This is a genomic window from Catellatospora bangladeshensis, assembly GCF_016862575.1.
In the GTDB taxonomy this organism is placed as follows: Bacteria; Actinomycetota; Actinomycetes; order Mycobacteriales; family Micromonosporaceae; genus Catellatospora; species Catellatospora bangladeshensis.
On the sequence record NZ_BONF01000017.1, the window covers coordinates 119,762 to 142,527 of the forward strand.

General features: G+C 70.2%; 19 protein-coding genes. 8 read left to right on the forward strand and 11 right to left on the reverse strand.

Features of this window, described 5'->3' with window-relative positions:
- Nucleotides 1–54: 54 nt before the first annotated feature.
- The 5 genes from Cba03nite_RS16760 to Cba03nite_RS16780 all read right to left on the reverse strand — a co-directional run bounded on the left by Cba03nite_RS16760 (nucleotide 55) and on the right by Cba03nite_RS16780 (nucleotide 4,410).
- Nucleotides 55–300, reverse strand: a complete 246-nt coding sequence (locus Cba03nite_RS16760) for a DUF2188 domain-containing protein (RefSeq protein WP_203746770.1) — start codon at nucleotides 298–300, stop codon at nucleotides 55–57.
- A gap of 66 nt (nucleotides 301–366) precedes the next feature.
- Nucleotides 367–594 (reverse strand): DUF6458 family protein, encoded by a 228-nt coding sequence (locus Cba03nite_RS16765; RefSeq protein WP_203746772.1) that lies wholly within the window; start codon nucleotides 592–594, stop codon nucleotides 367–369.
- Between the two features lie 415 nt (nucleotides 595–1,009).
- Nucleotides 1,010–2,578 (reverse strand): FG-GAP-like repeat-containing protein, encoded by a 1,569-nt coding sequence (locus tag Cba03nite_RS16770; protein ID WP_203746774.1) that lies wholly within the window; start codon nucleotides 2,576–2,578, stop codon nucleotides 1,010–1,012.
- A 612-nt stretch (nucleotides 2,579–3,190) separates the two neighbouring features.
- Nucleotides 3,191–3,982: a helix-turn-helix domain-containing protein gene (locus tag Cba03nite_RS16775; RefSeq protein WP_203746776.1), complete on the reverse strand. Its 792-nt coding sequence runs from the start codon at nucleotides 3,980–3,982 to the stop codon at nucleotides 3,191–3,193.
- A gap of 26 nt (nucleotides 3,983–4,008) precedes the next feature.
- Nucleotides 4,009–4,410 carry a hypothetical protein gene (locus Cba03nite_RS16780; RefSeq protein WP_203746778.1) on the reverse strand — a complete coding sequence of 134 codons (402 nt, stop codon included), beginning with the start codon at nucleotides 4,408–4,410 and terminating at the stop codon, nucleotides 4,009–4,011.
- A gap of 149 nt (nucleotides 4,411–4,559) precedes the next feature.
- Here Cba03nite_RS16780 and Cba03nite_RS16785 point away from each other — a divergent pair, with 149 nt between their 5' ends.
- On the forward strand, nucleotides 4,560–5,759 hold the full coding sequence (locus Cba03nite_RS16785; RefSeq protein ID WP_203746780.1) for an NAD(P)/FAD-dependent oxidoreductase: 1,200 nt from the start codon (nucleotides 4,560–4,562) through the stop codon (nucleotides 5,757–5,759).
- A gap of 18 nt (nucleotides 5,760–5,777) precedes the next feature.
- The gene (locus tag Cba03nite_RS16790; protein WP_203746783.1) at nucleotides 5,778–6,731 is read left to right on the forward strand and encodes a sigma-70 family RNA polymerase sigma factor; all 954 of its coding nucleotides are present in this window, start codon (nucleotides 5,778–5,780) and stop codon (nucleotides 6,729–6,731) included.
- A 659-nt stretch (nucleotides 6,732–7,390) separates the two neighbouring features.
- Here Cba03nite_RS16790 and Cba03nite_RS16795 read toward each other — a convergent pair.
- Complete coding sequence (locus tag Cba03nite_RS16795) at nucleotides 7,391–8,518, reverse strand: hypothetical protein (RefSeq protein WP_203746785.1); 1,128 nt, start codon at nucleotides 8,516–8,518, stop codon at nucleotides 7,391–7,393.
- A gap of 511 nt (nucleotides 8,519–9,029) precedes the next feature.
- Here Cba03nite_RS16795 and Cba03nite_RS16800 point away from each other — a divergent pair.
- Together Cba03nite_RS16800 and Cba03nite_RS16805 are read left to right on the forward strand one after the other, a co-directional pair.
- Entirely contained in the window at nucleotides 9,030–10,361 is a 1,332-nt protein-coding gene (locus Cba03nite_RS16800) for an MBL fold metallo-hydrolase (RefSeq protein ID WP_203746786.1), read from the forward strand.
- A 445-nt stretch (nucleotides 10,362–10,806) separates the two neighbouring features.
- Nucleotides 10,807–11,217: a ribosomal maturation YjgA family protein gene (locus tag Cba03nite_RS16805; protein ID WP_203746788.1), complete on the forward strand. Its 411-nt coding sequence runs from the start codon at nucleotides 10,807–10,809 to the stop codon at nucleotides 11,215–11,217.
- A 30-nt stretch (nucleotides 11,218–11,247) separates the two neighbouring features.
- Here Cba03nite_RS16805 and Cba03nite_RS16810 read toward each other — a convergent pair whose 3' ends face one another.
- Nucleotides 11,248–11,880, reverse strand: coding sequence for a TetR/AcrR family transcriptional regulator (locus tag Cba03nite_RS16810; protein ID WP_203746790.1), 633 nt, complete (start codon nucleotides 11,878–11,880; stop codon nucleotides 11,248–11,250).
- Between the two features lie 96 nt (nucleotides 11,881–11,976).
- Here Cba03nite_RS16810 and Cba03nite_RS16815 point away from each other — a divergent pair, with 96 nt between their 5' ends.
- The gene (locus Cba03nite_RS16815; RefSeq protein ID WP_203746880.1) at nucleotides 11,977–13,107 is read left to right on the forward strand and encodes an epoxide hydrolase family protein; all 1,131 of its coding nucleotides are present in this window, start codon (nucleotides 11,977–11,979) and stop codon (nucleotides 13,105–13,107) included.
- A gap of 295 nt (nucleotides 13,108–13,402) precedes the next feature.
- On the opposite strand, the gene Cba03nite_RS16820 is transcribed toward Cba03nite_RS16815, so the two are convergent.
- Complete coding sequence (locus Cba03nite_RS16820) at nucleotides 13,403–14,947, reverse strand: hypothetical protein (RefSeq protein ID WP_203746792.1); 1,545 nt, start codon at nucleotides 14,945–14,947, stop codon at nucleotides 13,403–13,405.
- A 189-nt stretch (nucleotides 14,948–15,136) separates the two neighbouring features.
- On the opposite strand from Cba03nite_RS16820, the gene Cba03nite_RS16825 reads away from it, so the two are divergent.
- Nucleotides 15,137–16,903, forward strand: a complete 1,767-nt coding sequence (locus Cba03nite_RS16825) for a sensor histidine kinase (protein WP_203746793.1) — start codon at nucleotides 15,137–15,139, stop codon at nucleotides 16,901–16,903.
- On the forward strand, nucleotides 16,894–17,541 hold the full coding sequence (locus tag Cba03nite_RS16830; protein WP_203746794.1) for a response regulator: 648 nt from the start codon (nucleotides 16,894–16,896) through the stop codon (nucleotides 17,539–17,541). The genes Cba03nite_RS16825 and Cba03nite_RS16830 overlap by 10 nt, the downstream gene beginning before the upstream one ends.
- 107 nt (nucleotides 17,542–17,648) lie before the next feature.
- Here Cba03nite_RS16830 and Cba03nite_RS16835 read toward each other — a convergent pair whose 3' ends face one another.
- From Cba03nite_RS16835 to Cba03nite_RS16845, 3 genes are all read right to left on the reverse strand, one after another.
- Nucleotides 17,649–17,840, reverse strand: a complete 192-nt coding sequence (locus Cba03nite_RS16835; protein WP_203746795.1) for a PxKF domain-containing protein — start codon at nucleotides 17,838–17,840, stop codon at nucleotides 17,649–17,651.
- A 241-nt stretch (nucleotides 17,841–18,081) separates the two neighbouring features.
- Nucleotides 18,082–20,301, reverse strand: a complete 2,220-nt coding sequence (locus Cba03nite_RS16840; protein WP_203746796.1) for an ATP-binding protein — start codon at nucleotides 20,299–20,301, stop codon at nucleotides 18,082–18,084.
- Between the two features lies 1 nt (nucleotide 20,302).
- On the reverse strand, nucleotides 20,303–21,346 hold the full coding sequence (locus Cba03nite_RS16845) for a glycosyltransferase family protein (RefSeq protein ID WP_203746797.1): 1,044 nt from the start codon (nucleotides 21,344–21,346) through the stop codon (nucleotides 20,303–20,305).
- Nucleotides 21,347–21,431: 85 nt separating this feature from the next.
- Here Cba03nite_RS16845 and Cba03nite_RS16850 point away from each other — a divergent pair, with 85 nt between their 5' ends.
- Nucleotides 21,432–22,616, forward strand: a complete 1,185-nt coding sequence (locus tag Cba03nite_RS16850) for a glycosyltransferase family 2 protein (protein ID WP_203746798.1) — start codon at nucleotides 21,432–21,434, stop codon at nucleotides 22,614–22,616.
- Nucleotides 22,617–22,766: the final 150 nt, after the last annotated feature.

Sequence of the window (22,766 nt, forward strand, 5' to 3'; positions counted from 1 at the left end):
GCGAGCAGATGAACAGGGGTGGTGGTGCTGCGCGACCGCACGAAGGCAGTGCCGTCAGCGGTCAGGTGCCCGACCACGGAAAGTGGGCTCGGCCGTGGCGGCCCCGTCGGCATCGAAATCGGTGATGTTCTCGATGTGGCCGTCGGCGGCGACCACTGCCAGCCGTGCGGGGGCGCTGGCGCGGGCGGCGGCTACGGCCTGCCGGACGGCCTCGGGTTTGCGCCGGTGGATGCCGACGACGTGGTCGGCGTCGAGGACGTCCCACACGTCATGATTGGCGACCACCTCGAAGCGCCGCACGTGCACCTCCCCCGCCGTCGGCGGCGCCCGCCGGCGTCACCGGCCGGCGGGGGCGCCGCCGGGGTGTCAGATGTCGGTGCGCTCCTCGACGCGGCGCACGTGCGTCGGCTCGCTGACGATCGTGGCGCGGTTGCGCGGCCCCCAGATCAGGGTCGTGAACAGCAGGCCGAGCACACCGCCGATCATGAAGATCCAGCCGATCACGTCGATGTCGATGCCGGCGATATCGAAGTCCAGCGCGAACGTGAAGATCGCGCCGAGCACGATCAGGAAGATGCTTGCGCCGATACCCATGGTGGTCACCTCCAAGGCGGGCCGCGGGTTCGCGGCTACAGCCCGCCGATACCCGTGGCCTGCGCCGAGTAACCGACCGAGATCGTTATCCGAGTCTTTGACCTGGGATACTTCCAGCCGATGGGCGGGCGGAGTTGGGCTTGTCACAAAGCAGTGACACTTTCAGCAGCATCGACGCTCATAACGTTTCGGCCATCGCCAGATGGGGCCGCGTACCGTTCGGCAGGCCGTGAATCTGGGGTCGGCGTGCGGCTCTTCGACATGCCCGCCGGGTGCTCTGGAGCGGGGTGTCCTCGCTGTCGCGGCGGCCGTTGATGGTCCCGGTCAGCCAGTACGTCTGACGATCACAGGGACACGACAGGCCGGCTCCGGGCCGCCTGGGGCATGCCCGGAGCCGGTCGAGGGACGTCGCGTGCTACCAGCCGTTGCCGATACGGACGAGCGAGGCGTAGCTGTAGTCGCGCCGGCTCTCCCCCGGGTGCAGGTAGAGGTCACCGGTGGCGTCCTTGCGGGTGATCAGGTCCTGGTGGCCGTCGCGGTCCCAGTCGCCCACCCCGAAGGGCGTGTAGCCGCTGTACCCGCTGCGCATCAGCACCCTGGCGGCGCTGCTGTAGCCGCGCCGGCTGTCGCCGGGATAGATGTACACGTGGCCGCTGTCGTTGTCGCGCGCCAGGATGTCCTGGTGGCCGTCGCGGTCCCAGTCGGCCAGGTCGAACGAGGTGTAGCTGTTCCAGCCGTTGCCGATACGCACCGGCGTCGCGGTGCTGTAGCCGCGCCGGCTCTCGCCCGGATACAGCCACAGGTCTCCGGTGGTGTCGTTGCGTGCGATCAGGTCCTGGTGCCCGTCGCGGTCCCAGTCGGTCGCGCCGAACGCCGTGAAGCCCTGGTAGCCGTTGCCGATGCGCACCGGCGTGGCGTAGCTGCCCCCGCGGCGACTCTCGCCCGGGTGCAGCCACAGGTCACCGGTGGCGTCGTGACGGACGATGAGGTCCTGGTGGCCGTCGCGGTCCCAGTCGGCGCTGCCGAAGAAGCTGTAACCGTTGTAGCCGATGCCGATGCGCACCGGCGTGGCGTAGCTGTACCCGCGGCGGCTCTCGCCGGGGTAGAGCCACAGGTCGCCGCTGGGGGTGTGGCGGGCGATGAGGTCCTGGTGGCCGTCGCGGTCCCAGTCGGCCAGCCCGAACGGCGTGTACGGCACGGCCGTGAGCTGGCTGTTCAACCAGGTCCGGTTGGTCCCGGCACCGATCTCGCTGTACGAAGATTCGCCGCCGCACACCCCGCCTTTGAACACGCCGACCTGCACCAGCGTGCTGTTGAGGTTCACGAGCAGCGGCCCACCGCTGTCGCCCGGGCACGGCCCCCGGTCCACCATGATCCGCTTGATCCCGAGGTTGTCGAGCCGCGATGGGGTGATGAACACGCCGACATACTTGAGCTGGGTTGCGAGCTGGCCGTTCACGTCGCGCCCCCAGCCGGTGGCGATACCCTGGTCGTACTGTGTGAAGGGGCCGCCCTGGTAGCCGTCCCACAGGTAGGCGTAGGCCGGGTCCGCGAGCCGGACCGGGGTGATGTTGGTGATCGGTGTCGCGAGCTCCAGCAGGGCCACGTCGTTGTGCCCGCCGGTGTAGTCGGGGTGACGCAGGATCCGGGAGATCCGCCGCACCTGGCCGCCGCTGCCGGCGTAGATGTTGCCGACCCGGACGGTCATGTCCCCGACCGAGGTCGGCACGGAGCAGTGCACGGCGGTGAGCACCCAGCTGGGGTGGATGAGCGAACCGGTGCACAGGCCACCGGCCACGGTGTTGCGGATCTCGGCGACGTAGGCGAACTCGTTGGTGGTGACCAGGTAGCCACCGTCGATGGCTGCCGCCGGGGTCGGCGTCAGCGCCGGCAGGGCGAGCGCTGACAGCGCGGCGACGAGTGCCGCGGCCAGCCGCGTGGCCAGAGGCCGGCGGCGCGTGGTGGGCGGGTGGATGTGGTGCATCGGGTACCTCCCGGTTCGGCGGGCCGTCCGCCGTCACCTGATAAGGGAGGTGGCGTGGCCCCGAGATACCCGGCTGGTCACCGCGAAATGTCGCCATTCAGACAGTGCGCTCGGGGACGCTACGCGTCCAGTCGACAGCGCGACGGCGGCCAACCCGACGAGTTGACCTGCATATCCAGCGTCGGCCCAGACCTTGATCACGCCGGGAGAAGCAGGTGCGCATCGCCCACAGCAGCGCACGGGCGGCATCGCGGTCTTGCACGGCGCTGGTGGTGACCAGATCGCCAACCGGAAGCGGCGCGGTTGCGCCAGCGGCAGACCACCGAACTTCGACCGCGCCGCATACAACTGTGCGCACCTGCAAGTGATCGAAGCCCGGCCAGGTGCTCCACGTCGCAACCCCGGCATCTCATGTCGAAGCGAGGTCGCCCAGGATCATGCGGCACCGCTTGCGCGGGTTGTCGGCGCATCGACGATCGCTCGGCCGTGATCAAGGATTTGCGGGCGCGCCACGACATCCAGCAGCTGACCCCGCTCACCCCCCGGTACGTGAGCGCGGGCCAGGGACGGACGGGATGCCGGCGGTGCCGGCGAGGACGCCGTGGCGGGACACTATCGGACGGGCCGGTCGCGCAGCAGGTCGGCGGTCGCCGGATCGGCCGGGTAGAACGATTCGATGGCGAGCTCGGCCAGGGTGACGTCCATCGGCGTGCCGAAGGTCGCGATGATGCTGAAGAACCGTAGCTCCCGATCGCCGACGCGAAGGCGCAGCGGCACGAGGATCTCCCCCGGCCCGGGCAGCTCCACCGCCGGCTCCGGCTCCGGACACGGATATCCGGCCAGCTCCCGGTGCAGTGCGGTGAGCCCGGGGTCGGCGGTGATCTCGATCTGTCGCCGAAGTCGCGTCAGCAGGTGCGCCCGCCACTCACCGATGTTGACGATGTGCCTTGCCAGACCGTCGGGGTGCAGGGCGGTGCGCAGCACGTTGACAGGCGGCGTCAGCAGGTGCGGTGGGATCAGGTCGGTGAACAGCGACAGTGCGCTGTTGGCCTCGACCAGGTTCCAGGCCCGGTCGAAGACGATCGCGGGATGGGGTTCGTGGCCGTCGAGGACCTGGCGCAGGGCGGCCCGTACCGGTTCCAGCTGTGGCGCGTCGAACGCCGATTCCGCGTACACCGGCGCGTAGCCTGCCGCGAGCAGGAGCTTGTTGCGTTCCCGCAGCGGCACCTCCAGGTGGTCGGTGATGGTCAGGACCATGTCCCGGCTCGGCGTGGACCGTCCGGTCTCGACGAAGCTCAGGTGGCGGGTGGAGATCTCGGCGAGGCCGGCCAGTTCGAGCTGGCTGTAGCGGCGCCGCTCCCGCCACTGACGCAGCTGGACGCCGACCGGGTGGATGGTTGTCACGCCGCCCACCCTAACGTCGACTGCGATCACCGCCGGGTGCGCCGCAGGCCGACGTACTGCAGCTCGGCCAGCAGCCCGACCCCGGCGGCCTGGGCGACGACGAACACGGTCCCTGCCGTCGTCAGCGGCATGGCGCCGGTCGCCAGCACGACCGCGCTGAGCAGCACCCAGTACACGTTGGTCACGATGACGGCGGTGACGGCCCAGGCGTCGAGACGGGTCGCGGCGAACCAGATGAACCCGGCCAGGGCCACCAGGAACAGGCCCACGGGAACCGCCACGGCGACGGGCAGGCCGAACAGGTCGGCGTACGTGGGAGCGGCGGCGACGAGCCCGGCTCCGGACACTAGCCCAGCGATCGAGTCGATCCGCAGCACGGTGCGCAGCATTCGGGACGGGACAGGCGCGGTCAGTGCGTCGTATGTCATGCCTGCCACGTTGCCCTGCCGGGTGCGCGCGGTCGATTACCCGGCAGGTAATGCCGGGTAGTGACCCATGCCATACCCGGGTCCTGTCAGCAATCGGCGAGCTGTCCCGCTCAACTCACGGGAGTCAAGCAAACCGACAGGAGCAGCAGATGAGACACCGCATCGTCGTCCTCGGCGCCGGGTACGCCGGGGCCTACGTGGCCGGAACCCTGGCCCGCCGGCTGTCCCCGGCCGACGCCGAAATCACAGTGGTCAACGCGGAACCGGACTTCGTCCAGCGGCTGAGGCTGCACCAGCTCGCGGCCGGCCGCGACATCGAGGCCCCGAGGCTGGCCGACGTCTTCGACGGCACCGGGGTCCGGTTGCACGTGGCCCGTGTCACCGCCGTCGATCCCGACCGGCGGGTCGTCGCGGTGGCCGACGCCGACGGCGGCGGTGTGCTGGGCTACGACACCCTGCTGTACGCGCTGGGCAGCCACGCCGCCGGCCATGACGTGCCCGGCGTAGCCGAGCACGGCTACGACGTCGCAGCCCGGCCCTCGGCGCGGCGCCTGCGTGAGCGCCTGGACAGCCTGGACGGGCGCGGCGAGGGCGGCCGCGTGCTGATCGTCGGCGACGGGCTGACCGGCATCGAGACCGCCACCGAGATCGCCGAAGCCCGGCCCGGCCTGTCCGTGACGCTGGTCGCCAGCAGCGAGCTGGGTGCCCGACTGTCCGCTGGAGCCCGGGGTCACCTGCGCCGGGCCTGCGAGCGGCTGGGCATCACCGTCGTCGAACACACTGTCGTCCAGGCCGTCGAGGCGACGGGTGTTCTATGCGCCGACGGTGCAGCTCTGGCGTCGGATGCGACGGTGTGGACGGCCGGCTTCGCGGTCGACTCCATCGCCGCCGCCGGCGGGCTGGAGGTCACCGGCAGCGGCCTGATCGTCGTCGATCGCACCATGCGCTCGGTGTCGCATCCGGACGTGTTCGCCGCCGGCGACAGCGCCTACGCCATCGGCGACAACGGGCTGCCGCTGCCGATGTCGTGCGCTTCGGCCGGTTACACCGGCCGTCAGGCCACCGAAGCGATTCTGGGGCGCCTGACCGGCCGCAAGGTCGCGAACACCGCGCTGAGCTACGTGGGCAACCACATCAGCCTCGGGCGGCACGACGGGATCCTTCAGCCGGTCGACGCCCAGGCGCAGGCCGGTTCCAGGTACGTCGGTGGCCGCAAGGCAGCGCGGATCAAGGCGGCCATCGTGTGGATGTCGCTGTGGGCCGTCGGGCACCCGACCTTCGGCCTGCCCCAGCGCAGGCACCGCCTGGCCGCCGCGCACGACGCGTCCGCCGCCAGGGCGCTCGCGTAACCGCCTAGGGTGGTCCGCGTGGACGACACCGTTGTCGACGGCTTCGACACCGGCCGGTTCGAGGCCAGCCGCACCCGGCTGGCCTCGCTGGCATACCGGCTGCTGGGGTCGGCCGCCGACGCCGAGGACGCTGTGCAGGACGCGTACCTGCGCTGGCAGGCCGCCGACCGTCGACACATCAACGTGCCCGAGGCGTGGCTGACCAGGGTCGTCACCAACCTGTGCCTGGACCGGCTGCGCTCGGCGCAGGACCGCCGCGAACGCGCCGTCGGCGCGTGGCTGCCCGAGCCGCTGCTGGCCGGCGACCCGATGCTCGGCCCGGCCGACACGTACGAGCAGCGCGAATCGGTGTCCCTGGCGGTGCTGACCGTGATGGAACGCCTGTCACCGCACGAGCGGGCCGTGTACCTGCTGCGCGAGGCGTTCTCCTACAGCCACGCCGAGATCGCCGGGATCCTCGACATCACCGAGTCCGCGAGCCAGCAGCACCTCCACCGGGCCCGGGGCCGCATCACGGCCGTACGCCGCCCCGGCGGGGAGACCGACCCGGCGGCGGCGCGCAGGATCGTCGAGGAGTTCCTCGCCGCCGCTTCTTCCGGCCGCACCGAGCGACTGGTGGAGCTGCTCACCGATGACGCGACCGCGATCTCCGACGGCGCCGGGCTGACCGCGACGCTGCTGCGGTACACCACCGCCCAGCGGATCGCCGCCGTCGCCCGGGCCGGGTTCGCACCGACACCCGCCAAGCGGCGACTCGCCGGCGGCACGCCCGCCGTCCACTACACGATCGTCAACGGCGCCCCGGCGGTCCTGTTCGTCGTCGGCGACCAGGTGGTGGGCGCGGTGACGTTCGACATCGCCGACGGCAGGATCACCACGGTGCGCGGTGTCGCCGCGCCCACCCGCCTGGCCCGCCTCACCGACGCCTGGCGGCGGCACGTGCCCGACCCGCCGCTCATCGCCCAGTGGTGACCCTGCCCCCGTTCCTATTGTTCGGCGGCTCGCAGTTCGCGGTTCTCGCGGATGAGGAAGTAGCTCAGCAGCGAGCCCGTGACGAGGTGACCGCCGCTCGCCTCGTGGCCAGACCGGCACATCGATCGGCCAGGTCACGCTGCCCACCGGTCACCAGACGAACGGGATCAGCCGCTTGCGGGTGGCCGCGTACTCGGCGTAGGCCGGACCGAGATCGCGCAGCAGCGCCGTCTCCTCGACCCCGCGGGTAGGCAAGACGACGGCGCCTGCGCCGGAACAGACGACCGCGGATCCGACGCGGCAACCACCGACTCGGAGGTGAACCCGCATCACAACGCCCCGGGGTAACCCGGGTACAGCGACAGACGCATGTGCCATGACTGCGGTAAGGCGATCCGGGGCGAGGTGCTCTTACCTGCCGGCATCGCCACAGGCCACGGCCGTAACAGCGGCATCACGGCGGCGACGTCGGCGGGCAGGTGCTCGCGGAGGGTCGCGGCGAGGTCTGCGGCGGCGGGGCGTTGTTCGGCGGTGGGGTCTCTTGGCCGGGCCGTTACGGCAGTCAACGACGACGGCGTGTGGCGTGGCCGATTGCGCTGACAGGGCTGTGCCCGCCTCCCGGGCGGGAGGCGGGCACAGCTTGCCGGCGGGTAGCCGGGTCAGCCGTACGTGACCCCGAAGGCGTTGCCGGTGGACAGTGTGCAGCGTGGCACCCCCGACTCCACCCGGCAGGCGTCGGCTCGGTAGTCGAGGTTGAAGTCGGTCCAGCCCAGCGAGCCGTAGCCGGAGATCGGTGTGCTGAAGGTGGTGCCGAACCCCGAGCCGGTCGACAGCGTGCAGCGGGCCTGCGGGCCACCGACGATGCGGCAGTAGTCCTGTCGGCCGTCGGCGTTGACGTCGGCCCAGCCGCCGGTGTTGGCGTAGCCGGCGTCCAGGGTCGGCGAGGTGAACGTCAGGCCGAACCCGGTGCCGGTCGACAGGGTGCAGCGCAGGTTCGTCGAGGAGTACAGCGCCGAGCCGACGATGCGGCAGTAGTCGGCCCGGCTGTCGCCGTTGACGTCGGCGAAGCGGCGGCTGTCGTCGTAGCCCGGGTCGAGCCCGGCCGAGGTGATGGTCGCCCCGAACCCGCTGCCGCTGATCAGGGTGCACTGCAGGTACTTGGTACCGCTGCCGACGATGCGGCAGTAGTCGGCGCGGTTGTCGCCGTTGACGTCGGCCCAGGTGCGGCCCTGGTCGTAGCCGGGGTCAAGGACGCCGGAGGTGAACGTGTCGCCGAAGCCCGTGCGGGTGGACAGGGTGCACTGCACCCGGTAACCACCCGAATTGATCAAGCGGCAGTAGTCGGCGGCGTAGTCCGCCGTCACGTCGACCCAGGCACGGCCGGCATCGTAGCCGGGATCGACCGCCCCAGACGTGTACGTGGCACCGAAACCCGACGTCCCCGCGACCGTGCACTGCAGGAAGAACGTTCCACTGTTGACGACCCGGCAGTAGTCGGCCTTGGCGTCGGCGTTGAAGTCCATCCACGCCCGCCCGGCCGCCCAGCCGAGGTCACCGCCCAACGCCCAGGTGGCACCGAACCCGGTAGCCGTCGCGAGCCGGCAGCCGCTCTGCCCGCACAGATCGGAGTGGCCGTCGCCGTTGACGTCGGTCCAGCCCCACGAACCCTGCGCCCCCTGGAAACCGGTCACCGTCGCATGGGCCGGGGTCGGCACGACCAGTATCGCAGCGGTAGCCAATCCGAGTACGCCGAGCAGCGCCGTCCACAGCCATCGCCTGAGTGTCACGTCTTTCTCCTTCTGCCGCAGGTCCTGACCCCGTAGACGGTAGAAACCCAGCTACGGCGCAACATCAGTGCTCACACGTAACATCAGTCGGCCTGCTGACAGCGGACAAGCGCCGCAGCCCGCAGCGACACGGCCCGGCCAAGCAACTGGGTTATCTGTCGGCGGGCAGGTCGAGGCCATGATGGCTGGGCTGCCTCGGCCCGCGAACGCACTGCCACGGCTCGGGCCGGCCACGAGACCGCGGTGGCCTCATCATCGGGATCTTCCTGGGAATGTCCATCGTCAGGGGACGCCGCGAATACTGACCTGCGATGGCGGGTGGAGGGTCGTCATGACCGCTTGCCTGCCACGCTTTTGCCTGCAGGATGCGCGCTGACCAACCCGTCGCCACGGGTCATTGCCGGGCAGAGCACATCGCTTCCCAGCTCGTCAGCGACAGGCACGCGGACGCGCACTGGCAGTTTGCCGACAGACGGCGGGCGGTGCGCAGACGCGGTGGGATGGTTCGCCGATGATGCCGAAACTGTTCCGCGCCGGTATGGCGGCTGTCGCGTTCGTCGCTCTGACCGCGACTGCGGCGGGCGCCGCCGAGGAAAGGCCGCGCAAGTACAGCACCCTGCGGCTGTGTGACCCGACGGCCTGCTACGTCGCCTGGTCGGTGGTCGACTCCGACCACGACGGCGTCTGCGACGCCGACGAGCTGCGAGCCGGCACCGCCCCCTACGATCCGGCCAGCCGACCGGGCCTGGAGCTGATCGCCGAGCTGCTCACCGCCCGGCAGTTGCCGTCGTTCGAGTACGGCCTGGCCTCGCTGGTCCTCGTGCCCGCCGAGATCATGAAAGCGCGTCAGGAACTCGGCGTCGACCTGCTCGGGGCCTTCCCCGTCCACCAGCGCGCCGACATGCTCACCCGGCTGGGCATCTCCGCTGAGAAGCTGGCCGAGTACGGCATCTCACCGGATCGCGACGGGTTCGCGCTCGGGCTCGACGACCTGCGACCGGCCGACGCGCCCGCGGAGGTCCGGGTGAGCGGCATCAAGGTCAGCCTCATCAGCGGCGGCGGCGCCAAGAGCCCCCTCAACCACGTCCACGGCGGCGGGGTCGTCGACGTCGACACCGCATGGGGCGGCCGCACGGTACGCACCTACGCCGACGAGTCCAAGGAGATCATCACGCCCATCAAGGACGGCGTCAGCAAGGAGATCATCGACGCCGAGGGAGACAAGGTCGGCACGATCGTGACGCAGGGCTACTCCACCAAGGAGGGCACCACCGAGGTCGTGTTCGAGGACGTGAAGGTCCTCGACAGCGACGACAACCTGATCCAGTCGACGCACACCGAGCAGGTCCTCGAAGCCGACGGCTCGCAGACGACCTACACCTCCACCACCGAGTACGTCCGCGACGAAGACGGCAACCTGATGGGCACCAGGACCACCGAGACGACCGAGTACACCTCAGGCGACGGGTCGACGCACTCCACGACCACGACGACCACCGTGTGCGACGCCAGCGGGACACAGTGCTCGAAGCAGACGCACTACCTCGACCCCGAGCAGGCGTACAACGTGATGGTCACCCAGGAGATGGTGGATGCCACGCTGCGCCTGCGCGGCGCGGCGATCAACGTCGTGCCCGGCTGGAACGCCCCCGGCATGGAAGAGCAGCCCGAGGACCCGCGCAACCCGACCACGATCATGCTGGTCGACGGCACCGTCGGTGAGCTGTTCGTGCTGACCGAACCGAAGCGGATCACGACGGCGCAGCCGGAGGGCCACCCCGACCTGCCCAGCCCGATCATCGCCGCTCCCCCGGGCGTGGGCGGCTGCGACGGGCTCTGCTGACCTCCGCTGCGGCCGCTGCCCTCGGCGCGCTCGAGGGCAGCGGCCGCAGCAGGTGAAGACCCCGTCTCGGCGTCAGCACAGAACGGCTCTGGTGCCAGCCCTGACCCGTACAGCTGGACACGTTGGCCAGGCCGCCTGCGACGTGCACAAGCTACGTGGTCACGTCTATCAACCGATCGTGGCGTGGCATGATCGCCGGGAGACGACGCTTCAGCCCGACGACCCGAACGAGGAACCTCCGGCAGATCCCGAGCAGGCGAAGGTCTGGCACCTCATTCGCCGGGTCGAGGGGACTGTGCCACAAACGGCTCTGGCTCAAATGCGGTGCTGATGATGCGTAACCGCGATGAGCCGCCGGGATAGTAATCCGATGTGCGAGCTGTGCCCGTCAAAGCTCAGCAGACCAGCTGCCACCCTTAGCTGCGCGGCCCCTTATGATTGCGCGATGTCTCTCGCAGTGCGCTGGACTCGGCTGCTGATGGTGGCATGGGCAGCCGGCTTTACAGGGGCTGCCTTCGCAATCCGCGCCGCGATGGACGGGCCTATCGAACAGTACTCAGGCGCCGCCTTGTCCGCGGCCATCGTCTACACGATAGTGATCTTCATATGGCCGACGGTCTCCCCTCCGGCCGCCGGCAGCGCCGCGATCGCATACTGCTGGTTCATCGAGTTCGCGCAGCTCACCCCCATACCTGCGGCACTCTCCCAACGCAGCTGGTTCGTGCGCCAGCTGCTAGGCGCCCAGTTCGACCTCATCGATGTCGCCTGGTACCCCGTCGGCGTCATTCCATTGGTCGCCGTGCATTCGCTCCTCCGTGCCCGCACACGTTCCCAAGAAAACCCCTCACTGTCCTAAGTGTGACTTAGGCAGTAGCCGGTTCGAATATCACTGCTGCCAGCGCCAGTTGAGCTCGGCGGCTGTCGGGGGCGGGCCAGGCAGGTCGGCAGCGTCACGGGCGGCCCATCCGGCCAGGTGAACTGCCAGATAGCGACGGCGTAGGGCGGCGGTGCGGTCTGGGTCGGGTACGCGCACCGCGGCACAGCCCTCCAGCAGCAGAATGAGGTCGGCAGTGACCACGTCGGGGCGCAGCCGGCCTGAACGGTGAGCCCGCCGCATCAGTGCCTCGGCGAGCTCGCTGGCGCGGACCGCGTCGCGGCCCATCTGCTCGGTCGGGATGAAGGTGCCTGCCAGATGGACCGTCAGCGAATGGACGTCGGCGGCGACGATCCGCTCCACGAACCCGGTGAAGGCGCGCCAGTCGTCGGGTTCGTCGGCGGCGGCCTCCGCCTCGGCGATGTATCGGCGCAGACCCTCATGGCACAGGGTGCGTAGCAGTTCCTCTTTGCTCGGGTAGCGCCGGTAGAGCGCGCTGATGCCGACCCCGGCCCGCTCGGCCACGGCCGCGATGGGCGCGGACGGGTTGGCCAGGAAGACTTCGCGGGCTGCCGCGAGGATGACCTCGTCGTTTCGGGCCGCCTGCCCGCGCCGGCCCGGAAGCCCGGAAGTCGCTGTCGTCATGCGTCCACCATAGCAGTGGAACAGATCGTTCCGCTCTGCTAAGCTGAAACGGAACGAAGCATTCCGCTCTGATTCGAGGAGATCGTCGTGTCTGCCATCCGCCCCTTCCGCATCGACGTCGCGCAGTCCCGCCTCGACGACCTCCGCGACCGCCTGACCCGCGCCCTGTGGCCGCACGAACTGCCCGGCGTCGGCGCCGCCTACGGCGTGACCAACGACCGGATCCAAACGCTGGCCCGCTACTGGCTCGACGAGTACGACTGGCGCGTCACCGAGCAGCGGCTGAACTCCTACGACCAGTTCACGACGGAAATCGACGGCGAGAACATCCACTTCCTGCACGTGCGCTCGCCGCGGCCGGACGCGACCGCGCTGATCCTCACCCACGGGTGGCCCGGCTCCGTGCTGGAGTACCTCGACCTCATCGCACCGCTGACCGACCCGGCCGACCTCGAGGCACCGGCGTACCACCTGGTCATCCCGTCGCTGCCCGGCTTCGGTTTCTCCGGTCCCACGCGCACGCCCGGCTGGAACCGGCACCGGACCGCACGCGCCTGGGCCGAACTGATGAGCAGGCTGGGCTACGACCGCTACGGCGCGGTCGGCAACGACGCCGGCTCGATGATCGCGCCGCTGCTGGGGCAGGTCGCACCAGACAACGTCATCGGTGTGCACGTCACGCAGATCTTCTCCTTCCCCTCCGGCGACGCCGCCGAGTTCGACGGACTCGATGCCGCCGACCTCGCGGCACTGGCCAAGCTGCAGTGGTTCTACGAGAACATGTTCGCCTTCAACACCCTGCACAGCCAGCAGCCGCAGACGATCGCCTTCGCGCTGGCCGACTCCCCCGTGGGCCTGCTGGCCTGGAACGGGCAGCTGTTCGGAGAAGGCCTCGACCCGGAGTTCGTGATCGCCAACGTCGCCCTCTACTGGCTGACCGGCACGTCCGGCTCGTCGATTCGGTTCTACTACGAAGACGCACACCACACCCCCGAGTCCACGGGGCCGACGACCGCGCCACTGGGTCTGGCGATGTTCGCCGGAGACTTCCAGTCGATCCGACGGTTCGCCGACCGCGACCACGCCAACATCGTCAGCTGGCACTCCTACGACACCGGCCGGCCCACCGGCTCGCCACGCGACGCCGCCGGGCACTACGCCGCGCACGAATCGCCCGAGGTCCTCGCCGGCGACATCCGCCGGTTCTTCGCCACCGTGATCGGCTGACCGACCCCACACCGTCCCCACGGAGCACCAGCGGTCCGGGTCGCCGACGTCGACCCGGACCGCTGGGCTGTCACCGGGGTTGCCCGGTGCCGGCCCACTTTCCACCGTCGGGCTGCAGACTGCATCGAAGTCGAGCTCCGCTCCGGGTCGTGGCACGGCCAGCGCGGCAACTGCCCGCCCTGTTCGAGGCGCTGCGGCTGCACGCACGGTGCAGCATGACGACAAGGCTCACGGTGGCCGCCCCCGCTGTGCGGGTGGTGGCCGCCGTGAGCCGGTGATCAGCTCGCTGTCGGGGTCACGGCAGCGACGGCGGGTTGCCGACCTGGTACTTGCGGTCGACGAAGTACGTCATCCAGGACTTCTCCGGGTGCTCGAGGTAACGGTAGGAGGTGGTGCCCGGCGACGGGACGAGCGTGAGCCGCTCTCCGGGGTAGTTCGGGTCGGACACGAAGATCTTCAGGTCCTCCTTGAACGCTCCGAGGTCGCCGCGGTAGCGGCCCATGTCGTACCCGATGGCGACGACCTGGTGGTGCGGCGCCACTCCCCCGTTGCCGGCGGCGAACAGGCCCAACGGGGCGGGCCGGCCGGTGTCGACGAGCCAGCGCAGCTCCTGCAGCCGTCCGCCGTCGTAGTCCTGCAGGCCCCAGTTGAAGAACTCCTGGGTCCGCCAGCCGAACGGGTTCACCAGCAGCTCGGCCCACTTGTCGGCGTTGTCGACGATCGAGTTGACCTGCCGGTTGTAGATGTAGCTCTGCAGGGTGGAGCCGTTGGGCGGCAGGGTGTTCTGCTGCGGGATCCGCATCGACCGGAAGTAGTAGTCGAGGCTGGCGTATGACATCCCGCCGCACAGGCCGCCGAACTTGACGCCGGAGATCGGCTCGGACACGAACGTGTTGACGAACTTGAACCCGTGCACGGCGGGCTGGAAGGCGGTGTTGCGACGGCCCAGCGGACGCTGGAACGTGCGGCCGTCGGTGTGCTGCTGGTAGATGAAGCTGGGGCCGACGGCGACCGCGGCCGTGGCCGGGTTGCTGTCGAGCAGCTCCCAGCCCGCGCCGGTGTGGCGGAACACCGATCCGGTGTGGTGGCGCTGGACGAGGGTCCCGCCGTGGGCGGCGATCGCGGCGGTTGCGGGGTTGCCGTCGAGCCAGGCCCAGCTGGTGGGTGTGCGCTTGTAGATCGCGCCGGTGCGGTGCATCTGGTAGAGGTCCTGGCCGTCGGCGACGATGTCGACGCTGGCGGGGTTGGTGTCGATCAGCTGCCAGCCGGCGCCGACGAGCTTGAAGATGGATCCGGTGTCGTGGATCTGGTACAGGTTGCCGCCGGCGGCTGCGATCTTGCGGGTGGCGGGGTTGGCGTCCAGCAGCTGCCATCCAGAACCGGTGTACCGGAAGATCGAGCCGTTGTAGTGCCGCTGGTAGAGCAGGTTGCCGTCGGCGACGATGTCGGCGGTGGCCGGGTTGGCGTCCAGCTGCTGCCAGCCGGTGATCGGCACGCCCAGGTACTTCCAGATCCGGCCGTCGCCGTGGCGCTGGTAGATGTTGGCGCCCGATGCGGCGATCTGGACGGTCCGCGGGTTGTTGTCGAGGATCTGCCAGGTAGGCGGGGCACCGGTGTAGAGGTGGATCTCGTTGCGGTGGTTGCGGCGGACCAGCCCGATGTCGGCGGCCGCGACGTTGTAGGAACCGGTGCTGTCGATGAGTTCCCAGGTGCCGGTGACGGCGTGGGCGGGCTGCGCGGGACCGGTGAAGACGATTGCCGCGCCAGCGGTCAGTGCCAGGACCGCCAGCCGCAGCACGGTGACGGCCGTACGCGGTCGGCTTGGCGTGAGGGTGGACATGAGGGCTCCCCTTCCAGGAGTTCGCCGGGATGCCGGGCTGCCGTGTTCTGGCAGCTCCAGCCCGTTCAGGATCCGTTGCGGGAGGGGCGCGGCGCATCGTGGCGAACCATGAGACGGGGTCATGCGAATCCATGACTTTGCCCGTCCGGACGGTGTCTCGCACACGAACCGTGACGGAAGAATCGCGGTGTGGTGGCACGCACGAGTAGCGGGCCGTCGGGTCCGCTGCTGTCCGCCCACTCGTCGATCGTCGCCGTGCTCACCGCGGTCAACCTGTGGCTCGGCCTGCGCTACAGCGGCCTGCCGGGCCTGGCAGTCGCATCCGAGACCGGCGTCGGCGTCTGCTTCGCCGGGCTCGGGCTGCTCGCGTGGTGTCTGCGGCCGCGCAGCCGGACCGGTCCGTGGCTGCTGGCGCTGGGCGTGGCGGTCCTGCTCACCAACCCGTACGACTTCCGCCTGCCCGCCGACCTGCCGGGCAAGGGCCTGATCACCTCGGTCGGCGGACTGACCGTGTGGCTGCAGTACGCGATCGCGGGTCATGTCCTGCTCGGCTACCCGTCCGGCCGCCTGAACGGGCGGCTGGAGCGGATCCTGGTCAGGGCGGCGTTCACCCTGGCGCTGGCCGGCGGTGTCGTGCTGCTGCTGACGCTGACCTCCGATCCGGCGACCTGCGCGCAGTGGTGCATGCACAGCCCCGTGCAGCTGGTCGCCGACCGGCAGCTGTACGTGTCGATCCGCGCGGCCGTGCTGGCGGGCTGGCTGGTCCTGGCGGTCGTGACGCTGATCGTCCTGGCCAGGAGGCTGGCCCGGTCCTCGCGACGGCAGCGGCGCGTGTTCGGGTTCGTCGCGGCCGCGCTGGGCCTGTCGGTGGTCCTGTTCGCGGCGTTCACGGCGACCGTCGCCGCCGGCGGAGCGGGCACGGCCACGGCCGCGATCCTCCAGTACGGCCACCACTGGGCCGGTGTGGCCGCGCTGCCGGTCCCGTTCTTCGCCGGGCTGATGCGTGAACGCCTCGCCTTCGCCTCGGTCGGCACGCTCGTGGCACGGCTGGAACACGTGTCGGCCGCTTCCGTCGAGACCGCCCTGGGCCAGACCCTGCGCGATCCGCACCTGCGGGTCGCGTTCCCCGCCTCCGGCGGCTGGGTCGACGTGTCCGGCCGCCCCTACCGCCCACCCGACGACGGCTCCCAGACCCTCACCCGCCTGGGCGAACCGCCGATCGCCGTGCTCGTGCACGACCCCGCCCTGGCCGAGGAGACACACCTGCTGCAGGCCGCCGGCGCCGCCGCCCGCCTCGCCCTGGACAACGCCCGCCTGCACGCCGAGCTACGAGCACGGCTGGCCGAGGTCCGGGCCTCCCGGCAGCGCATCGCCGCCGCCACCGACGCCGAACGGCAGCGGCTCGAACGTGACCTGCACGACGGCGCGCAGCAACGCTTCCTCGGCGTCGGCATGGGACTGAGCGTGCTGCGCAACCGGACGGCCGACCATCCCGACCGTGAGCTGATCGACGAACTGAGCCGCGAGCTGCGGGCCGCGATCGGCGACCTGCGCGACGTGGCAAACGGCATCCGGCCGGCCGTGCTGACCGACCAGGGGCTGGCCTCGGCACTGGCCGACCTCGCCCGGCGGTCGCCGGCGCCGGTGACGCTGGACGTGCGCGTCCCCGACCGGCTCGACGCGATCGTCGAAGCCACGGCCTACTACCTCGTCAGCGAGGCCCTGCAGAACGTGGCCAAGCACGCCGGTGCCGCCACCACCCGCGTCCGGGCGGTCGTCCAGGCCGGGCACCTGGTCATCGAGGTCGGCGACGATGGGCCCGGCGGGGCGTCGCCGCAGCGGGGCAGCGGCCTGCGCGGACTGGCCGACCGGGTCGACGCGGTCGGCGGGCGGCTGCACCTGGACTCGCCGCCCGGCGGCGGCACGACACTACGAGCGGAGCTGCCATGCGCGTGACCGTCGTCGACGACTCCGTCATCGTCCGTGAAGGCCTGCGGCGGCTGCTGGAATCCGAAGGCCACCACGTCGTCGACACCCTCGCGCACCCGGGCACCGTCGCCGCCGCGGTCGCCGAACGGACCCCCGACGCGGTCGTGCTCGACATCCGGATGCCGCCCACGTTCACCGACGAGGGCCTGCACACCGCCGCGGCGCTGCGCCGGGAGCACCCGGGCCTGGCCGTGCTCGTGTTGTCGCAACACGCAGTGCCCGAATACGCCACCCGGCTGCTCGACGGCGGCGCCCGCGCGACCGGATACCTGCTTAAAGACCGGATCCTGGAGCCTTGGCAACTCAGCCAGACCCTGGCACGGCTGGCCGAGGGCGGCTGTGTCGTCGACCCCGACGTCGTCGGCGACCTGCTGGCCACCAGGCGCAACACCGACCGGCTCAGCTGCCTGACCGAACGCGAACACGACGTGCTGCGGCTGATGGCCGAAGGCCTGTCGGACAAGGGCATCGCCCAGCGGCTGTTCGTGTCGGCCAACACCGTCGGCACCCACGTCCAGCGCATCTTCCGCAAGCTGGACCTGCCCGACGGCGTCGAGGACAACCGGCGGGTGCTGGCCGTGCTCGCACTGCTGCAGGCGCGGTGACACGCACGTCGCGGGTGCCGTACCGCCGGGTATGAGCAAGCAGCGGCGGGCCGGGCCCGCGGCTCCTCACGACCGCGAGCGCGGTCAGGTGGTCTTGAACAGGGCGATCACGGTGACTCCGTCGACGGTCGAGACGCGAACTGGTAGCACAGGCCCTTGGTCTTGGGGGTCTGCGGGTTGTAGACGTACTGCCCGCCGGTGCTGTCGTAGCGCAGGCTGGTGTTGCCGGTCGCGGTGACCTCGACCGGGTCGAGCGGGGCGTTGGGGTCGCAGTTGTACGAGCGACCTGACCCGGCCATTCATCCAGCAGCACTGCGACCCCGGACACGGAGAAACCCGACCCAAGCCGGGCCATCAGCATGCCCGCCACCAGCAGGAATCGACAGACATCATCGCACATCCGAATGCACGACAAGATCTACTACTCGTGAAAGACCGAGGCTAGTCGATGGTGCCGTCGGCTGGGATGAGCGTGATGGTAGTAATTGAAGCTCGCCCGTGCGAGTTCTCTCACGGTCTGGCAACGTGGGCAGCACCAGATCAGAACGGCCACGCGTTCATGGGCCGACGATCCGGCCTGCCGCCGGCGGTGACCGCCTGCAATTCGCTGAGAACCTCCGTTTCGTACGGTCGAAGTCGCATCTGGCGTGCAATGGTGAGCGCTTCGCGGTACCAGTGTTCGGCTTCAGGTCTGCGGCCGAGTTCCAGCAGCAGCCGGGCGAGGGTCAGCGCGAACCAGGCGATGCTGCGCAGGTTCCCGGTCTGGCGCTGTGCCTGAATCGACTCCAGCAGGACGTGCTCGGCTTCGTCATGGCGTTCGAGGGCCGCGTATGCCCCGGCTAGGTAGTACCCGAGCCAGTGCCACCGTTCCCCGGTGGCCTGCCGGTACAGGCCGTCCGCCAGGTTGTAGCACTCCAGCGCCTGCTGCGGCGAGCCGGTGTCGAAGTATGCCGCGCCGAGGTGGGTGTGCACCCACGCGTGGGTGTGCAGATCCTCGATACCGTCGAGGTGCTGGCATGCCTGCTGGAGGACCTGCATGGCCTGTTCGGTGTCGCCCTGGTGCCGGTACACCTCGCCGAGGTGGGTGAGCGCCCCGACGAGCAGGGGTTGCGGCCCGGCCGGGGCCAGCAGCTCACAGGCCTCGCGCAGGCTTGCCGCGGTCTGGTCGGGCCGGCCCATCTCGTTGAGGATCGAGGATAGCTCCACCAGTGCCTGTGCGATGGCCTGGGGCCTGCCGAGTCGGCGCGCCGCCGCCACCGCCGTGCGGCAGAGCTGTTCGCCCTGCTCCCAGAGCCCTCGGTAGCGGAAGAGGTCACGGATGGCGGTGGTCGTGTCGCACACGATCTCCCATTGGCCGGCGTTGAAGGCGTCGGTTACGGCACCGAGCAGGCCGAGCCGCTCGGCGTCGAACCACTGCAGTGCGCCGGGGTCGGGCTGCTCGCCGTCGGCGGCCAGGGATAGCCAGTGACTGGCCGACTGCAGATGCCACTGGGCGACGCGGGATTGCGCCGCGGCCAGGTGGGTGGCGTCTTCCTGTGCCTCGGCGCGCTCTCGTGCGAACAGCCGCAGCAGGTCGTGCATGCCGTACCGGTCGCCGCCGCGGCCTTCGACGAGCTGGGCTTCCGTGAGCCGATCCAGGTCGGCGGCAGCCTCGTCGAGGGGTTTGGCGGTGAGGGCGGCCACCGTGGCGGCCGAGAAGTCGAGCCCGTGCAGCAGGCCCAGCAGGCGGAAGGTGTGTGCCACCGACGGATGCTGCGGGGCGTAGCTGACCGCGAAGCTGGCTCGTACCTCCAGGTCTCCGACCCGGAGTTCGCCGAGGCGGCGATGCTGGTCCTCCAGACGGCGCAGCAGGTCGGTGACGGTCCAGTCGGTGCGCTCCCGCAGCCGGGACGCGGCGATGCGCAGCGCGAGCGGCAGGTTGCCGCAGGCCACGGCCAGACGGTCGACGTCTTGCGGCGAGGCGTCGGGCAGGGCGCTGGTGGCCGGGCGCAGCATCGCCGCAGCATCCGCGGGCGGCAAGGGGTTGAGGCGGATGAGATGGGCGCCGGCGAGCGCTGCCAGCGGTGCCCTGCTGGTGACGATCACGGTGCATCGTGTCTCCGCGGGGAGCAGGGGGCGGACCTGCACGGCGTCGGATGCGTTGTCCAGGAGCAGCAGCACGTGCTTGCGGTGCAGCGAGGTCCGCAGCAGGGTGGATGCGTCTTCGAGATGGCTGGGCCGCTCGGATACGCCCATGGCGACGAGGAACCCCACGATGATCTCGATGGGTGAGCGGGCTTGGGGGTCGGCGCCGCGGAGGTCGGCGTAGAGCGATCCGTCGGGGTGCCGGGCTGAGATCAGGTGGCCGAGGCGGACGGCCAGTGTCGACTTGCCCACTCCTGGAGGTCCGAAGATGTGCAGGACGAGCGGTCCCTGGCTGCGGGTGCGGCGGTGGTGCCGGATCAGGCGCTGGAGTTCCTTGAGCTCGGCACGGCGGCCGGCGAAGTCGGCGATGTCGGGCGGCAGTTGAGCCGCGACCGGCGCTGCCGCCTGCAGGGTGCCGCCGGGCCCGGCGGTGCGGGCCCGGTTGGAGTGCCACTCGGCCAGCGCGGCCGCCACGGCCGCGAGCGCGAGCACGGCCACAGCGGGCCAGGCGAGAGCTTCGTGGCCGGCGAGCCATCCTGGCAGGGTGCCTCCGGTCGCGACGTTGGTGGCGATGCCGATGGCGACTGTCAGCAGTACGCCGATGATCGCGAGGATGACACCTGAGCGGGACCGCATTTCACCGTCCCTGGGCTGCGCTGCTGATGCGCGCGGTGGTTCCGGCGTGGCCTCGGGTGCGGGGATCGTGCAGGTCGGCTACGACGGCTTGGGCGACCGATCGGTGTTGTGCCAGCGCGGCAGTGGCTGCCCGGCGGCCGGCGGCTGCGGCGTCGTGTGAACGGCGCGTATCGGTGAGCAGGGCGTGCAGCTTCTGGGCGGTCTCGGCGGGCGATCCGGGGTCGGTGACGCCGCAGATCCGGGCCAGGTCGGGGTCGTCCCATGCCCAGCGCAGCGTGGGCCCGAACAGCACCGGAACGCCGGCGAGCATGAGTTCCGCTGCGCTGTAGCAGAACGACTCGCTGAGGCCCGTGCACAGCCCCACCGCTGTCTGGTGAAGGTAGTCGGCGAAGCCGTCCTCGGGCACGCTGCCCACGGTCGTCAGCGCGACGCCGAGGCGCTGGGCGAATGCAAGCAGGCTGGCTGAGGCGTAGCTTGTCTCCACGCGGAGCGCGAGCCCGCTGAGTGCAACCGCGGCGAGCTGGCAGTAGACGTTCTTGTGGCGGTAGTAGGGGTCGGCGTCGTCGAGTGTCATCGGCAGCCAGCATCGTGGTGGCTGCGGCGCGGGCGGGCCGACGACCCGGCGCGGGCGTTGCGGCGCGGGCGGCGGGCAGTGCGGGAGCCATACCACTCTGGCCGGTCCGGACATCTTCTGCAGGACCTGCGCGGTCTGCCGGTCGGCGGCGAGGATCAGGCCCACCGTGGGGTCGGCCAGCACCTCGAGGGTGCCGTCGATCTCGGCGCTGAGGTCCATCTGCAGCAGCGGGCTGTGCAGTAGTACCGCTACGTCTCGCGGTGGCCGAGGGGGCCATGCGGCGAGCAGGGCACGTCCGTCGTCACCGATGTGTCCTTCGAAGACGACGAGGTCATCGTGCTCGGGCACGGGAACGGTGTCCTCGCCCAGGTCGAGGATCCGGATGTGGCCGTCTGCAGCATGAGCCAGACCGCGGGCGTATGTAGCCGGGCCGGAATGGGGTCGTCGCCGACGCACCAGTAGGTAGATCATCTCGCTCCGTGATCTGGCCGCTTCGTCTCGCCCGCGCAGTGGGAACAGCCGCTGCGGGCGGACGCATCCAAGACAATATCGTGGCATGTCTATCGCTCCTGTGATCACGGCACTGACCGCTTACGCGGGATTCGCTGTGTGGCACGCTCGGCGGCAGCGGTCGCGTGCCCGCATCGTGCACACCCGCGCACCTGCCGCTGCCGGGCCTGATGCTCAGGCGGCCACCGCCGTCGACGTCATCGTCTGCTGTCACAACGAACAGCCGCAGGAGCTCGGCCGGTGCCTGTCAGCACTGGCGGGGCAACGCTACGGCGGCGAACTGCGGGTGCACCTGGTCGATGACGGCTCACACCGGCCCGAGGAGATCGAAAGGGAGTTCCACCGACATGCGGCTGCCGGATGGCGGCTGTTGCGGCTGCCTGAGCGGCGTGGCAAAAGACTGGCCCAGCATGCGGCGTTCCAGGACTGCTCCGCCGAAGTCATCGTGTCCGTCGACTCCGACACCGTGATAGATCCCGGCGCGATCACGGCTCTGGTCGGCGCGCTCGACGGCGCCGATGTCGTGGCGGCGACCGGCACGGTCACTATCCAGCCGCCACTGCGGACCGTTCTGCATCGCCTGCTCGACATGCGCTACCGGTTACTGCACGAGACCGGCAGAGCCGCACACAGCTTCCACGACGCCGTGCTGTGCTGTGGAGGAGCGCTGACCGCATATCGGCGCAGTGCGCTGCTGGCCGTCTGGCCGGACTACATCAGCCAGCGGTTCCGCCGCGTCGCCTGCAACCACGGCGAGGACATGTACCTCACGCTGCTTCTGCTCCGTCCCGGCCGGGCGACACGCTTCGTGCCGCAGGCGAGCGCACGCACCCAGGCCCCACGCGACGCGGGAGACCTGCTACGCCAGCAGCTGCGCTGGACTCGCAGCTACTACCGGGACTTCGTGATGCTGCTGCGCATCGTGAGAGCACGTCCGCGCTACCTGCTCGCCGATGTCGTCGCCGGCGAACTGCTTCCGGTGATGCTGCTCCTGTCCGGCGCATCCGCGCTACTTGCAGGCCAGGGCCTTCTCGGCTGGGCTGCCGTGGTGGCTCCTGCAGCATTGGTGGTAGACACCGCGGTCACTGTCTATCTGACCGGCCTCGGACCTGCGCTGTGCCTGGGCTACGTCGTGATCTGGCATTGGATGTCGCTGCCCGTCCGGTGCTGGGCGCTGCTGACGCTGGGGAACCAGGAATGGGGCACCAGGGGGCGGACGCCGAGGACGTGAGCCATACCGCAGGACCGTTCGCGATCTTCCAGCCGTTGCACACGTTCTGCAGCGGTGTCAGCAGCCAACACCCGGCAACAGGTGCACCCCTTCCGATCGTCGCAGGCGAGGGGGCCACGTCGCAGCTGCTGCCGGGGGCGGGCCGGATCC

Bases quoted from the DNA above. Each gene is read 5' to 3' on its own strand.
- Cba03nite_RS16770 (WP_203746774.1), bottom strand. From the start codon at position 2,578: ATGCACCACATCCACCCGCCCACCACGCGCCGCCGGCCTCTGGCCACG.
- Cba03nite_RS16785 (WP_203746780.1), top strand. From the start codon at position 4,560: ATGAGACACCGCATCGTCGTCCTCGGCGCCGGGTACGCCGGGGCCTAC.
- Cba03nite_RS16820 (WP_203746792.1), bottom strand. From the start codon at position 14,947: ATGTCCACCCTCACGCCAAGCCGACCGCGTACGGCCGTCACCGTGCTG.
- Cba03nite_RS16835 (WP_203746795.1), bottom strand. From the start codon at position 17,840: ATGGCCGGGTCAGGTCGCTCGTACAACTGCGACCCCAACGCCCCGCTC.
- Cba03nite_RS16805 (WP_203746788.1), top strand. From the start codon at position 10,807: ATGTCTCTCGCAGTGCGCTGGACTCGGCTGCTGATGGTGGCATGGGCA.
- Cba03nite_RS16810 (WP_203746790.1), bottom strand. From the start codon at position 11,880: ATGACGACAGCGACTTCCGGGCTTCCGGGCCGGCGCGGGCAGGCGGCC.
- Cba03nite_RS16845 (WP_203746797.1), bottom strand. From the start codon at position 21,346: ATGATCTACCTACTGGTGCGTCGGCGACGACCCCATTCCGGCCCGGCT.
- Cba03nite_RS16850 (WP_203746798.1), top strand. From the start codon at position 21,432: ATGTCTATCGCTCCTGTGATCACGGCACTGACCGCTTACGCGGGATTC.
- Cba03nite_RS16800 (WP_203746786.1), top strand. From the start codon at position 9,030: ATGATGCCGAAACTGTTCCGCGCCGGTATGGCGGCTGTCGCGTTCGTC.
- Cba03nite_RS16780 (WP_203746778.1), bottom strand. From the start codon at position 4,410: ATGACATACGACGCACTGACCGCGCCTGTCCCGTCCCGAATGCTGCGC.
- Cba03nite_RS16765 (WP_203746772.1), bottom strand. From the start codon at position 594: ATGGGTATCGGCGCAAGCATCTTCCTGATCGTGCTCGGCGCGATCTTC.
- Cba03nite_RS16830 (WP_203746794.1), top strand. From the start codon at position 16,894: ATGCGCGTGACCGTCGTCGACGACTCCGTCATCGTCCGTGAAGGCCTG.
- Cba03nite_RS16840 (WP_203746796.1), bottom strand. From the start codon at position 20,301: ATGCGGTCCCGCTCAGGTGTCATCCTCGCGATCATCGGCGTACTGCTG.